The organism is Streptomyces sp. NPDC051214 (genome assembly GCF_040682375.1).
In the GTDB taxonomy this organism is placed as follows: Bacteria; Actinomycetota; Actinomycetes; order Streptomycetales; family Streptomycetaceae; genus Streptomyces.
Window position 1 is genome coordinate 167,368 of record NZ_JBFBAT010000010.1, and the last position, 14,680, is coordinate 182,047.

A 14,680-nucleotide genomic window follows, 5' to 3' on the forward strand; every position below is an offset into this window, starting at 1 on the left:
AGCACGCGAAAGGACCTGCGCTCGGAGGGGGGTGCAGGTCCTTTGGCGTACGTGGGGGCAGTCGGCCGCCCGGCTACTTCTTGGCCGGCACCGCGGGCATCCCCAGGAAGGGCAGCTTCAGGGCGCCGAACGCGTCCGCCGGTACCGCGGGGGACTTCGGCTCGACGGCGGCGAGGCGCACGTACTGCGCGCCCTGCGGGGGACGCGTGTCCTCGGCGCCCTTGTTGGGCCAGAACGACATCGCGCGCTCGGCCTGTGCGGTGATCGTCAGGGACGGGTTCACGCCCAGGTTCGCGGAGACCGCGGCGCCGTCGACGACCGAGATGCCGGGGTGGCCGTAGAGGCGGTGGTACGGGTCGATGACTCCGGAGTCGGCCGAGTCGCCGATCGGGCAGCCGCCCAGGAAGTGCGCGGTCAGCGGAGTGCCCATCAGCTCACCGATGTTCGACCCGGCGAAGCCGTTGATCTCCTTGGCGAGCAGCGACGCGGCCTCGGTGGCCTCGGGGATCTGCGTCGGGTTGGGCGCGCCGTGGCCCTGCCGGGCGGTCAGCAGGCCCTTGCCTATGCCTTTCTCCTTGCGGTACGTGGTCAGGGAGTTGTCGAGTGTCTGCATGACGAGGCCGATGATGGTCCGCTCCGACCAGCGCCGGTTGGAGAGCGAGCGGACCATCAGCCAGGGGTGCTTGACGACGTTGCCGGCCCAGCCGGCCACGCGTGCCTTGCCGCCCTTGATGCTGTACGGCACCTGGAGGATCGTCAGGCCGCCCATCGCGTTGGACTTCTTGCCGTAGCGGACCGGCTCGATGTGCGTGGTGGCGTTCGGGTGGATCGACGAGGTGATCGCGACGCCCTTGGTGAAGTCCACCTTCTCGGCGCCGTGCTGCTTGCGGTAGCGGCGGTCGGTGGTCTGCGAGCCGACCAGGGCCTCGGAGTTGGTGCGGGTGAGCGCGCCGAGCTTGCCGGAGATGCGCGGGAGCAGACCGGTGTCCTTCATGCGGTGCAGGAGCGTCTGGGTGCCGTAGGTGCCTGCCGCGACGACGACCTGGCGCGCCGTGAAGGTGCGCCCCTTGCCCTTGCGCTTGGCGTTCGTGGGCAGGGTCGCCACGGCGAATCCGCCGCGCGAGTCCTCGGTGACGGTGACGACGGACGTCATCGGGTGGATGACGGCTCCCGCCTTCTCCGCGAGGTAGAGGTAGTTCTCGTTGAGGGTGTTCTTCGCGCCGTGCCGGCAGCCCGTCATGCACTCGCCGCATTCGTTGCACGCCTTGCGGGCAGGTCCCGCGCCCCCGAAGTACGGATCGGGAACTTCCTCGCCGGGCCCGGCCGTTGAAGTACCCGAGGCGTCCTGCTCGTCTCCGAAGAAGACGCCGACCGGCGCCATGTGGAAGCTGTCGCCCACTCCCATGGCCTCGGCGGTCGCCTTCAGATGGATGTCGGAGGGAGTCGTGGTCGGGTTGAGCCGCACCCCGAGCATGCGCTTGGCCTGCTCGTAGTAGGGGCCGAGCTCCTCCTGCCAGTCCGTGATGTCCTTCCACTGCGGGTCGTTGAAGAACGGCGCGGGGGGCACGTAGAGCGTGTTCGCGTAGTTGAGCGAACCTCCGCCGACGCCCGCCCCGGCGAGCACCATCACGTTGCCAAGCAGATGGATGCGCTGGATGCCGTACAGACCGAGAGCCGGTGCCCAGAGGTAGTTCTTGAGGTCCCAGGAGTTCTTCGGGAGCGACTCGCGGGTGAAGCGGCGGCCCGCTTCGAGCACGCCGACGCGGTAGCCCTTCTCCGTCAGCCGCAGGGCGGAGACGGAGCCGCCGAAGCCGGACCCGACGACGAGGACGTCGTAGTCGTACGACGCTGCGCCGTCCGAACCGTCTCCGCCGTACCCACCCGCCTCACTGTCCGGCTGTTTCTGGACAGAGCTCTCCTGTGACATTGACTCTCCTCTTTGAGATCTAGCGCAGGCGCAGGGACTTCATGACCTTCAGGCTGAGGCTCATGAACGCGGCGTACTTCTCGTCGTCCATGCCGAAGGACGGCGCGAGCGGCATCAGCCGCTGGTGCGCGACGGTCTGCGCCTCGGTGTACTTCAGGATGCCCTCGGAGCCGTGGCGGCGGCCGAGGCCGGAGTCCTTCATGCCGCCCATCGGCGACTGCACGCTGCCGTAGGCGGGCGCGAAGCCCTCGTTCACGTTGACCGTGCCGGTGCGCAGACGGGCGGCTATCTTGCGGCCGCGGCTGCCGTCCTTCGTCCAGACCGAGGAATTGAGGCCGTACGGCGTGGAGTTGGCGAGCTCGACCGCTTCGTTCTCGTCGGTGAAGCGGTAGATGGAGACGACCGGGCCGAAGGTCTCCTCGGCGCACACCGCCATCGGGGCCTCGACACCGTCCAGGATCGTCGGCTCGAAGAAGTACGGGCCGATGTCGGGCCGGGGGACGCCGCCCGCGATCAGCGTGGCGCCCTTGGCGACCGCCTCGTCGACGTGCCGCTTGGTGGTCTCCAGCTGCCGCTCGCCGACCAGCGAGCCCATCTCCGCGCCGTACGCGAGGGAGCGGCCGAGCCGCATCGCCTTCGTCCGCGCGGCGAAGCGCTCAACGAACTCGTCCGCGATCGACTCATGGACGTAGAGCCGCTCGATGGAGATGCACAGCTGGCCGGCGGACGAGAAGCAGGCGCGCACCGCGCCCGCGGCCGCCTTGTCGATGTCGGCGTCGTGCAGCACCAACATCGCGTTCTTGCCGCCCAGTTCGAGCGAGACGCCGACGAGCCGCCCTGCCGCGCCCTGGGCGACCTCGCGGCCGGTGCGGGTGGAGCCGGTGAAGGAGACGTAGTCGGCGTGCCGGACGATCTCGGGCCCGACGACGGGTCCCTCGCCGATGACGACCTGGAAGACCTCGGAGGGCAGACCCGCCTCGATGATGAGGTCGCGGGCCCACAGAGCGGTCAGGCAGGTCTCCGTGTCGGGCTTCATCACCAGCGCGTTGCCCGCGACGAGCGCGGGGAGGGCGTCGCCGATGGACAGCTCGAAGGGGTAGTTCCAGGGCGCGATCTGGCCGACCACACCGCGCGGCTGCCGGTTCTCGGTGACCTTCGTGAGGGTCGGTACGACACCGGTGTGCCGCTTGGGGTTCAGATACGCGGGAGCCTTGCGCCCGTAGTGCCGGGCGGCGACGGCGACGGCCTGCAGCTCCTCGTGCGCGTGCAGGCGGGCCTTGCCGGTCTCCAGCTGGATGAGGTCGAGGACCTCGGCCTGGCGCTGCAGGACCAGGTCGTGGAAGCGGAGCAGGACCGCCGCGCGCTGCCGGACCGGCGTGCGCTCCCAGGAGATCTGGGCGACGCGGGCGCGCTCGAAGGCGGTGGCCACGTCCTCGGGGGTCGACTCGGGCAGGTCGGCCAGCTTCTCGCCGGTGAACGGCGTGTGGTTGGCGGTCCGGCCCGTTCCGATCACGTCGCGGGTGAGCTGCGCGATGAGCTCGGGAGTCACCACGTCGGCGGCGGTGCGCGCGCCATCCGGGGCGGTGGCTGTCGGGTTCGTGCCGAGGGGCGCTGCGGTGGCCTGCGAGTCCGTCATGTGGGTGAGCGTAGGCCCAGGTCAGGATTTTGGGTACCCGTCGGTAATCAGCTTTCACCGAGCACACACACGATGCCAGCGTTCACTGGCGGTAAAGCCCCTGATCAGGGGCTTAGCCGCAGTTGATCAACAACGGGTCACCAATTGAAGCGGCACCCGTGGACAGGACGACCAGGCACCCGCGGACCCGGCCGCGCGTCAGGGCTTCGCGATCTCCAGTTCGGCGATCGCGGTCTCGGCGACCTCACGGCCCCGCTCGACGAAATCGCCCTTGCCCGGGTAGTCGATCCAGAGCTTGTACATGTCGCCGGGCTTGGCGGTCTTGTAGTAGAAGACCTTCGCCTCGCGCGGTCTCGGCGCGTCCGAGTCCGAGTCGTCGACGTAGGTGACCGTGTTCTCGGCCGACTCCCGGTCCTTGTACGTGGTCTTCGCGGTGCGGCTCCGGGGCGCGGGCGTCTCGGCCATGTTGCTCTGGTCGCCGCCCTCGATCGCGTCGCCGTCGCTGTACGCCTGCGCGGCTGCGGACCCCGCCATCTCACCGGTGGCGTCCTCGGACTTCTTCGAGAGGTACAGCGTGATCGAGATCGCGGTGCTCGGGTCGGTGTACCTGACCCAGTGCTCGGTCTTATTGATGCCGTCCGGCACGGACTTCACGTAGTGCGGAGGCGCCGCGAGCGTCGCGCCGAGCGCCTTCTCCTCGTGCGTCTTCCAGCTGTCCGCCTCGGCCGCCGCGAACGGGTTCATGACCACGAGGACGCCCGCGACCACGGCTGCGACGACCACCGCGCCGACGCCCATGAGCCCCTTGCGGCCGAGGGTGACGCCCTTGCCGCCCGAGGCACCAGCGCCGCCACCGACCTGCACGACCCGCGTCGGCGCCGCCTGCGGGGGCCGGGCCGCCTCCTCCAGAAGGGCGCGGACCTGCGCGGCGCGCGGCCGCTGGCCGGGATCCTTGTCCAGGAGGCCGTTGATCGCCTGGGCGAGCGGGCCCGAGGCCGAGGCGGGCGCCGCGGGAGTCGCGTTCAGGACGGACTGCAGCGTCGCCGGGGTGTTGTTGCGCCGGAACGGCGAGACGCCCTCCGTGGCGGCGTAGAGGACCACGCCGAGCGACCAGAGGTCGGAGGCCGGCCCCGGACGCTGGCCGAGGACCCGCTCCGGGGCGATGAACTCGGGCGAACCGACGAAGCCGCCGGTGTCCGTCAGGTTGGTCTCGCCCTCGATCTGGGCGATGCCGAAGTCGGTGAGGACGACGCGGTCGTGCTGCCCCAGCATCACGTTGTCCGGCTTGACGTCCCGGTGCAGGATGCCCGCCTGGTGGGCCGCGTCCAGGGCGCCGAGCACCTCGAGGCCGATGCGGGCGGCGTCGCGGGCGCCCAGGGTGCCCTCCTGCAGCGCGGCGCCGAGCGAGCGGCCCTGGACCAGCTCCATGACGATCCACGGCTGGCCGTCCTCCACCGCCACGTCGTGGACGTTGACCACGGCCGGGTGGTCGAGGCGGGCCGCTGCGCGCGCCTCGCGGCGCATCCGCTCGAAGACGTTGGCACGCTCGCGCTCGGGCAGGTGGTCGGGGATGCGGGGTTCCTTGACGGCGACCTCGCGGTCCACCGTCTCGTCCTTCGCGCGCCAGACCGTGCCCATGCCGCCGTGGCCGAGCTTGGACAGCAGGCGGTAGCGGCCCGCGATCAGCCGGCCCGCGCCCGGTTCCGGCTCGGACGGCTGGTTCGGCACCACCTGGGTGGGCTGGGCGTACGGCGACGGGGGCGGGGCCGGCGGGCCGGGCTGCTGTTGCCGCTGCTGCTGTTGCTGCTGCTGTTGCTGTTGCTGTTGCTGCTGGGCGTACGGGTTGCCGCCGCCCGGACTGCCCTGCCCCCCTTGCCCGGGAGCTGCGGGCTGCGGTGGCTGCAGCCCGAAACTGGTTGGCTCGTACGGGCCGTAGGAGGCTCCCCCGTCATTGCTCATGCCCCATGACTACCTTGCCGACAGCCCGGGGTTCCACCCGGGTCACTGAGTTGTGACAGGGGTGATGCGCCCGGCAAGACGCCCGGCGAGGCCTCAACGGCGCACGAACGAGTCCACCGCCGTGTCGAAGTACCGCCGCCCTTCCTTGGCCTTGTCGACCGGCGCGGAGACCCACACGTCGTACATCCGGCCGCCCTCCTCCCAGCACAGGTCGAACGTGTGCCGGTCGCCCTCCGCCTGCGTGAAGCCGTCCCAGCTGAACTGCCAGAGAGCGGCGGGCCGTCCGTTGTGCGAGGTCTCGGTGACCTCTCCGTCCCGGTAACCGGGGTTGTTCTGCGGCCCTTTGGCGTCGGAGCGGCGCTGCACGGCGAGCGGGCCGCCCGGCTCCGGGGCCGACTCCTTGATGCCTATGCGGAAGGTGCCGCCCGCCGACTTGTAGAAAGTGCGGGGTCCGTCCACCTCGCGCGTGAAGCCGTCCGGCACGGCGAGCGTGAAGCCGCGGGGGTCCTTCGTGACGCGGTAGCCCTCGGGGGGCTCGGGCGTGGAGGGTTTGGGGGTGCGGGAGCCTCGCGTGACGGTCACCGTGGGGGTCGGCGACGGTGTGGGGCTCACCGTCTTCGTCTGCGCGGACTGCGTGGCGGGGGTGGTGGGCGTACCGCCGCCGTTGCCGTCCCGGCTCATCAGGAGCGCGGCGGAGACCCCGGCGCCGGCCACCGCGGCCACGAGCGCGGCCGCTATGAGCATGGCTCTGCGTCGGCGACGGGAGGGTCCCGCCGTCTGCGCGGGTGGGCGTGTGGGCAGGTCACGGTAGGTGGGCGTGTAGCCGCCGGGCCCGGTGCCCGGCAGCGCCGATGGCTGGCCGCCGGCCCGGCCCGCGGGCGTCGACGGCATCCGACCCGTCTCGACGTACGTCCGCAGCAGCCGCTCGGCGTCCACCGTGCCGAGGCGCCGGTCAGGGTTGCGCTCGAGCAGGCCGAGGATGACGGGCAGCAGCGGTGCGGCGGCGGGCGGCGGACGGATCTCGTCGAAGACGACGGCGTGCAGCACACCGCTGATCGAATCCCGGCGGAAGGGCGACTCGCCGGTCAGCGCGGCGACGAGGAGCGCGCCGAGCGACCAGAGGTCGGACTCGGGCCCCGTCCGCTCGCCCGACATCCGCTCGGGCGCGGTGTATTCGGGGGAGCCGACGAACGACCCGATCTCCGTGAGTGTCGTCGCCCCGCTGACCTGCGCGATCCCGAAGTCGGTGAGGACGACGCGGCCGGTCGTCTCCTCCATGAGGACGTTCGCGGGCTTGATGTCGCGGTGCAGGACCCCGGCGGCGTGCGCGACACGCAGCGCGCCGAGGAGGGCGATGCCCATCCGGGCCACTTCCCGCGCGCCCATCGGGCCCGCCCGCGCGATCCGCCCGGCCAGCGAACCGCCCTCGATCAACTCCATGACGATGTACGGGTGGTCGCTCTGCACGACGACGTCGTGGACGACGATGATGTGCGGATGCCTGAGCTGCGCGGCCGCCCGCGCCTCGCGCAGGGTCCGCTCGCGCTGCTGCGTCGCGTCGGATTCGGAGAGCGTGTCGTCGAGGGCGAGTTCCTTGACGGCCACCCGGCGGCCGAGAAACTCATCCGTGGCCTGCCAGACCACGCCCATGCCACCCCTGCCGAGCCGCACATCCAGGCGGTAACGGCCAGCTATGACCCGGGCGTTGTCCCCCACGCTCCCCATGCGGCCATCATGCCCCACACGTGTGCGGTCGGACCCTGTGGGCCTGCGGGGCGGACTGGTTCCGGCCGCTTGTCCCAGTCGTCCCGGCCACGGGCGGCCGCATTCAGCTCTCCCGCCAGCCCCGGAGCATCGCGTCGAACTGCTGGCGCGCCTTGTTCCAGTCTTCTGCGGGGGACGACATGTAAATCACGTACTCGACGCCGTCACGGCCGAGATAGGTCTGTGAGATGGCACGGCGCGGACCCGCTGTGGTGTCGTTCGCACCCGCGGTCCAGCTGAACTCCCACAGCGATCCCGCCCGGTCACGGAAGGTGTTCGAATCCAGCTGGAGCCGCTTGTAGCGGGGCAGCTTGACCCGGAGGTTCTTCTCCAGGTCCACCTGGTGCGTGTAGGGGCTCTCCCACGTCGAGTTGCGGTCGATGCCGATGCGTACGAAGTGGCGGCCGTGGTCGGGCGTGTAGTCGATCTGACTGCCGTTGGCCTCGCGCTCCCAGCCCTTGGGCAACATCATGCTGAAGCCCTCGGCGTCCTTCACGCGGTGCCAGTCCGCGGGAATGCCTCCGACGGTCTTGGCCTCCCCTCCATCGGCGGACTGCCGCGTACCGCCGTCGTCACCGTCCGCGTAGTACAGGTAGCCCGCGGTGCCGCCGCCGAGCAGCGCGACCGCCGTGGCCGCCGCGACGATCACGGGCGCCTTGCGGCGCTTCGGGGGGTGGGTGGCCGGGGGCTGGTGGGAGTTGTGGACGACGGTGCCGGAGGAGAGGGAGGAACCGGCAGTGTCTCCGTAGCCGTTGCGGTAGCCACCGCCGCTCCCGTAACCGTTGCCGTTCCCGTAGCCGCTGCCGCTGCCGCCGGGGACGGTGCCGGGCTCCACGGAGCGGTGGCCGAACTGCGGGGTGTGGGACTGCTGCTGTGGGTGGTTGCGCGACTGCGGCTGTGTCTGCGGCTGCTGGGACGTGGCGTGGACCTGCGTCGGTACGTACGCCTGTGCCGCGCTCGGCTGTCGTCCCTCCGCCGCCTCGGCCAGCATCAACTCGGCGGCCTCCGCGGTCGGCCGGGTGTCCGGGTCCTTGCGCAGCAGGGCGCCGATGACCGAGGCGAGCGCGCCCGCGTGCTCGGCCGGCGCGGGCTCCTCCGTGACCACGGCCTGCATGGTGCCCAGCGGAGACGTGCGCCGGAACGGGGAGTTCCCCTCGACCGCCGTGTAGAGGGTCGCCCCGAGCGCCCAGAGGTCGGACGCGGGCCCGGGGTTGGCCCCGCTGACGCGCTCGGGCGCCAGATAGTCGACGGAGCCGACGACCTCGCCGGTCCGCGTGATGGTCGTGTCGCCCTCGATCGCGGCGATCCCGAAGTCGGTGAGCAGGATGCGCCCGTCGTCCGCCAGGAGTACGTTGCCGGGCTTGACGTCACGGTGCAGGACACCGGCGGCGTGCGCGGCGCGCAGGGCCTTCAGGGTCCACAGGCCGATGCGGGCGGCCTCGCCGGGCTCGATGCGGCCCTGCTCCTTGACGGCGTCGGCAAGCGAACAGCCCTCGACCAGCTCCATCACGATCCACGGCCGGTCGTCGTACTCGAGGACGTCATGGACGGTGACGACCGCGGGGTGGTTGATCCGGGCTGCGGCCCGCGCCTCCGCGTGCGTACGGGCGAAGAGGATCGCGCGGTCGGACTCGGCCACGAACTGCGCGGCCGTCAGTTCCTTGACGGCGACGGTCCGGTGCAGCACCTCGTCCTGTGCGCGCCACACCCGTCCCATGCCGCCGCGGCCGATGGACTCTCCGAGCCGGTAGCGGCCCGCGAGGAGCAGGCCCTGCATCTGATTCACGATCCCCCGCAATGGTTCTGACATGGCACAGATTAGGGAGCACTCGGCGTACGTGGAACCTCCGGGGGTGCCCGGAGACCTCACTGTGACGCGCGACGCAACGACGCCGGGCCGTTTCCGCGGCCGATCAACACCGCGAAAGCGGTCAGGAACAGTCAAACACCGTGCATGAAGTGAAACATGATGACGCGAGAGCGATGGCTGGCGCGAGGTGCTTGATGGCCGATCAGGAATCCGTGACCTGGTAGGTGGAGGAGGCCTGTTCGTAGAGCCGGTCCACCTCGTCGCGCTCCGACTCGGGCCCGCGGATCTGCACGACGTGGTACTTCCCGCCCACGATCATCGCGAGATTACGTACGAAGACCTCGCCGCCGCCCGGACCCTGCCAGGTGAACTGCCCCTCCCCCATGACCCGTCCGCCCACATCGATCCTGCGCATCCCCGAGGACTCCGCCCAGGTCGAGTCGCGGAACGGCTGCAGCTCGCGCTCGTGCTCGCGCTGGTACTTCATGGGGTCGCTGCCGTACTCGTCCGTGCCGTCCCGTCCCGGCACGACGATCAGTTCGAAGTCGCCCTTCGTGTAGACGACCTGCCCCCGCCCGTTCTTGGGCTGCCGGTCCCAGCCGCTGGCGACGGCTATCCGGAAGCCCTCGGCGTCCTTGCGCAGCGTGAAGCCCTGCGGCACCTCGGGCCCGCTGGTCTGCGGCTTCTGCGAGCTGGGGCTCTTGTCCGGCTTTCCGCTCGGCTCATCGGACTTGCCCTCCTCGCTCGGCCGGGTGCCGGAAGTACTGCCGGGGTCGGGCGCCTGACTGGTGCCGGGGTCCCCCGCGGAGCCCGCGCGCTCGCTGCCCTCGTTCTCCTTCGACTTGGGCATGAAGACCATGGCGTACGCGATCGCCGCGGCGAGGCCGACCAGGATGAGCAGGAGTAAAAGGCGCCCCAGGGAACGTGGCCGCCCTGTGCCGTTCTGCTTGGGCCTGGGCGCCGGGGCAGCCCTCTCGGGCATGGGCATGGCGGCTGTCCGCCTCGGCGTGGCCTCGGCGGCGGCCGGCGGCCTGGCCTCACGTCCTCGCTTGTGTTTGTGCTTGCGTCGGCCGTTCTGCCGGGAGTTCGAGGTGGCGGCGGGCGCGGGGGCACGCCGCTTCTTACGGCGTACGAGATCACCGCGGCGGCGTACGACAGGCAGCCGCCGGGCGTCGAACGGCGGCGCGGGCACGACGTTCGCACCGGCCTCCGGCTCGGGTGCCGAGCGCACCAGGGACCGCAGCCAGCCGCTCAGTTCCTCGATGTCGAGGCGCTCGGTGGGGTCCTGACGCAGCAACGACTCGACGACGGGTCGCAGGGCGCCGCACTCCTCCGCGAAGGCGGGCGGCTCGGCGCACACCAACTGGACGAGTTCGAAGGTGCTTTCCTCCGGGTAGGGCGCGTGGCCCTGCACGGCCCGGAACAGCAGTGCGCCCAGGGCCCAGAGGTCGGTGGCGGGCCCGATGGGCGGGGCGAGCTGCCAGTTCTCGTGCACGGGGCCGGCCTGCTCGGGCGCCCAGCGCTCGGTCACGCCTCCGACCACGGTCATCCGCGCGTGCCGGGCCCGCTCCGCGGCAAGCGCGGTGGCGGGACCACGCCGGGCCCCACTCCGCTCGGCGACGAGGGCGTCCCAGTAGCTGTGGCCGGATGACGCGGAGGTGGCGGGGGATTTGGGGGGTGTGGGCGCGGGGGCTTGGCCGGGTACGGGGGCCTGGGCGGGGGCCGGAACGGCGTGGCCGGTGGTGGCTCCCATCCGGCCGCGGCCGCCCGCGGAACCATGCGTGCCCTGACCGCTCTGGCCGCCCTGACCACTCTGGCCGGCTTGACCGCTCTGGCCGCCCTGACCGCCACGGCCGGGCCCGCCCTCGCCGGACCGCGCACCGCCCAACTCCGGTGCCCCGCCCCTGTGCGGCTCCACGGGGGCGTAACCCCCGGCAGTGCCTCCAGTACGCTCGACGCCGCTGCCCGCGGCGGGACTCGTGGCCCCAGGGCCTCCGCCCCTCGGCATCGCCCCGTGCCACGGCTTCGTGCCCGCGACGCCGTACGGGTCCAGGATCCGTCCGGCGGCCCCGGGCTCGGCCTCGCCGCCCCTGCCCTGCGGGCCTTCGCCGCTCCTCGGGCCCGGCAACTCGGAGCTCCGGCGCCCCTCGTCCTCGCTCACCCGCGCCGCGGCACGCGCCCCGGCACGATACTCGGCTATGGCGCTGGTGCGGGCCGGCCGCGCGCCGCCTCCGGGGTCCTGGGCGGGGGCCGGAGGCGGGGCCGCCTCGATCGCGGCCTGGCCTCGCGAAGGGTCGTGGTCGTCAGCCTCGTACGCCTCGTACGTCTCGTAGGCGTCTTCGGCGCCATGAGGCTCAACGGGCTCGGGCGCACCACCGGACGCACCACCGGACGAAACAGCCGCACCGGCACCCGCAGTGTCCCCGCCCTCGAACCCCGCGAGGAACTCCTCGGGCCGAGGGTCGTACCCGCACAGTGCCTCTTCCGCCGCGCCCGCCGCGAGGCCCGTGAGGACCACTCGGCCGTCGTCGCAGACCAGGACCGTGCGCGCGGTGATGTTCCGATGGACCCAGCCGTGCGCGTGCAGCACCCGCAGCGCCGTCACCACGTCCGACGCGACCTCCGCCGCCCGGAACGGACTCAGCGGCCGGTCCGCGAGCAGCGCGGCGAGCGGCCTCGCCGCCACCAACTCGCTGACTATCCACAGCGAACCGCCCTCGGCGAACACGTCGAAGACCTGGTCGAGCCGAGGGTGGTCGGGGATCTGCGCGGCGGCCTGCGCCGCCTCTATCGCGCGGCGCACCGCCGGATCCGACGGGCGACGCGTCGTACGCGCCGACGGCCGCCGTACCGCCCCCGCGCTCACGAACCCGGCCGGAAGCTCCCCTTCCGGGAGGTCGCGCTCATCGAGCTCGAGCACTTCCGCGTCGACGACCTCGGGCAACGGAACCTGCCTGACCAGGACTTCCTGCCCGCTGTACGTGTCAAAGGCCCGGGTCTCGGCGAGTTCGTACTCATCCGCGGGAGGCAAGGGGAGGCGGTAGCGGTCGGCGAGTACCCGCCCCGCGTATTCGTCCACGACGCCTCCCCGACCGCCCGGTGGTCAATTCCGTTCGCCTTACGCCCTGTTGCGGCTGCGTACCGTCCGCAAGCACTCACGATACGTGCCGGAGGCAAACCACATTGAGGGGATGCGAGATTCTCACCGGCACGTACCGCCGAGCCCGGCTACTTCTTCGGCTCGAACGTCTTCGCGAAGGTCCGCCACGTGTCCTTGCGCTCGTCGCTGTCCCACTTGGCTGCCTTGGCCGTATACATGATTCCGTAGCCCTGGTGGTCGTTGACGACGGTGCCCCGGTCTATCGAGCGGTACTTCGTGCCGCCGTCGACGTACGTGAACTCCCAGTCGGCCGTGTTCCAGCCGCGGTAGTCGGCCTTCTCTATCCGGATCCGCTTGTACTGCGACCGGACCATGTACGACTCCTGCTTCTTCCAGTCGGCCACGGGGTCCGACTTGGGAGTCGGGGTCCAGCCGATCAGCAGCTTCTGCCCGTCCGGCCCGGTGAAGCGTGCGCCCGCGGCACCCGTGGACTGGTACTTCCAGCCCTTGGGGAGCCCCACCGAGAACCCCTGGGAGTGCTTGTACGTCGACTCGACCGCGTCCCCCGGCTCCTTGCCGGAGTCGTCGCCGCCGTCGCCGTCCTCGCCCGGATCCTGGCTCTCGCCCTCACCGGGGCTCGCCCCGGCACCCGTCTCCGCGTCGCCCTTGCCCTTGCCCTCGTCGGCACCGTCGTCCTGCCCGGTGCCCTTGTCCTTGTCCTGCTCCTTCTCGCCGCTGCCCGCGGTCGCCCCGCTGGACGCGGCCTTGTCGCCGCCGTTCTTGCTGTCCCGCCCGCCGCTCTCGTCCCCGTCGCTCAACGCGAACGCGAGCACGGTCCCGAGCACCGCGAGCGCGAGGGCCAGGGAGAAGATCACGAGGGTGCGCCGGGGCACCACGTCGGTGAGCGAGGCCTTGGGAGGCGCCGTACGCGGCGGTGTCGAAGCGGAAGAGGAAGCGGAAGCGGGATAAGCGGAGGTCTTCGCGGAATTGGAGCGAGCACCGGAGGCACCGGCGACCGCCCCCGCACCAGCCGCCCCCGAACGCGAAGGCTTGCCCGCCACCGCCCCAGAAGCAGAGCCAGGGCGGCCACCAGAACCCGTACCGGAGTCAGCAGGCGAAGTAGAAGATGCAGATCCGGAAGCAGAACCGGAAGCAGCCGCCCCAGTCCCAGCACCCGTGCCCGTACCCGCCCCCGAGCCCCGCGTAGTAGCCGCAGCCGCGGCCTTCCGCACCGACCGGAGCGCACCCTTCAGCCGCTCACCGGCCTCCGCGCCCGTCTGACCGGAATCCCCAGCGGACCCAGTGGCCCCCGCAGCCCCAGAGCCCCCGGAAGTCTCAGCCGTACCCGCCGTACCCGCCGAACCAGAAGCCCCAGCGGCCCCAGCGGCCCCTGCACCGGAGCTTCCCTTGCCCTTGCCGAACCGCTTCGCCATCCCGAACGCCGGCGGCACCGGAGGCAACGGCACGACCTTCGTCGCGTCCACCGGCTCCGGCTCGTCCTTGACCTCCGGCGCGTGGATCACGTCGAGCAGGAGCGCCCGCGCCCCCGCGTCGTCGAGCCGCTGCTCGGGGTCCTTGGCGAGCAGGCCGTAGATGACCTTCTCCAACGGCCCGGCGTTCGTCGGCTGTTCGACGTCCTCGGTCATGACCGCGGTGAGGGTCGCGATCGCCGACCCCTTGTCGTACGGAGGCACGCCTTCCACGGCCGCGTACAGCAGCCCGCCGAGCGACCACAGGTCGGCGGCCGGGCCGGGCTTGTGCCCGCGCGCCCGCTCCGGCGAGATGTACGAGGGCGCGCCGACGAGCATGCCGGTGGAGGTGATCGACGGGTCGCCCTCGACCTGCGCGATGCCGAAGTCCGTGAGAACGACCCGTCCGTCCTCGGCGATCAGCACGTTCGACGGCTTCACGTCGCGGTGCAGGATTCCCTCGCGGTGCGCGGACCGCAGGACGTCGAGCACGGCGAGCCCGACCTCGGCCGCGCGCCTCGGCGTGAGCAGCCCGTCCTCGCGGATGGCCTCGGCGAGGGACTTGCCCTCGACCAGCTCCATCACGATCCACGGCCGGTCGTCCTCGTCGACCACGTCGTACACGGTCACCGCACTGGTGTTGCGGATCCGCGCGATCGCCTTGGCCTCACGCAACGTACGCGTGATGAGCCGGCGCTTCTCGTCCTCGTCGATACTCGACGGGAAACGCAGTTCCTTCACCGCGACCGTACGACCGAGTGTCTCGTCCTTGGCGCGCCAGACGGTTCCCATTCCGCCGCGGCCGAGCACTTCTCCCAGCCGGTAGCGCCCGGAGAGGAGACGTTCGCTCTTGTCCTGACGGGACTGACCCGTCTTCTCCGCGTCCGACATGCGTCCCCTCTGCTGCTACCGCTGCTACCCGCGCAACCCGCCCTGACAGAGCCTCCATTGTCCCTTACTCAAGGACTGGTCAACGCCCAGGGTCCGACGTCCCTCATGATGGGCTCCGCACGAG

General features: G+C 71.4%; 7 protein-coding genes. All 7 read right to left on the minus strand.

Features of this window, described 5'->3' with window-relative positions:
• Positions 1–73: 73 nt before the first annotated feature.
• On the minus strand, positions 74–1,927 hold the full coding sequence (locus AB0M70_RS26530) for a GMC family oxidoreductase (RefSeq protein WP_365823466.1): 1,854 nt from the start codon (positions 1,925–1,927) through the stop codon (positions 74–76).
• A 19-nt stretch (positions 1,928–1,946) separates the two neighbouring features.
• Positions 1,947–3,563 carry a succinic semialdehyde dehydrogenase gene (locus tag AB0M70_RS26535; RefSeq protein WP_365823468.1) on the minus strand — a complete coding sequence of 539 codons (1,617 nt, stop codon included), beginning with the start codon at positions 3,561–3,563 and terminating at the stop codon, positions 1,947–1,949.
• 198 nt (positions 3,564–3,761) lie between these two features.
• On the minus strand, positions 3,762–5,522 hold the full coding sequence (locus AB0M70_RS26540) for a serine/threonine-protein kinase (RefSeq protein WP_365823470.1): 1,761 nt from the start codon (positions 5,520–5,522) through the stop codon (positions 3,762–3,764).
• Between the two features lie 93 nt (positions 5,523–5,615).
• Positions 5,616–7,247 carry a serine/threonine-protein kinase gene (locus AB0M70_RS26545; protein WP_365823472.1) on the minus strand — a complete coding sequence of 544 codons (1,632 nt, stop codon included), beginning with the start codon at positions 7,245–7,247 and terminating at the stop codon, positions 5,616–5,618.
• A 103-nt stretch (positions 7,248–7,350) separates the two neighbouring features.
• Positions 7,351–9,063 carry a serine/threonine-protein kinase gene (locus AB0M70_RS26550; RefSeq protein ID WP_365823796.1) on the minus strand — a complete coding sequence of 571 codons (1,713 nt, stop codon included), beginning with the start codon at positions 9,061–9,063 and terminating at the stop codon, positions 7,351–7,353.
• A gap of 235 nt (positions 9,064–9,298) precedes the next feature.
• On the minus strand, positions 9,299–12,175 hold the full coding sequence (locus tag AB0M70_RS26555) for a protein kinase (RefSeq protein ID WP_365823474.1): 2,877 nt from the start codon (positions 12,173–12,175) through the stop codon (positions 9,299–9,301).
• 149 nt (positions 12,176–12,324) lie between these two features.
• On the minus strand, positions 12,325–14,556 hold the full coding sequence (locus AB0M70_RS26560; protein ID WP_365823476.1) for a serine/threonine-protein kinase: 2,232 nt from the start codon (positions 14,554–14,556) through the stop codon (positions 12,325–12,327).
• Positions 14,557–14,680 lie beyond the last annotated feature (124 nt).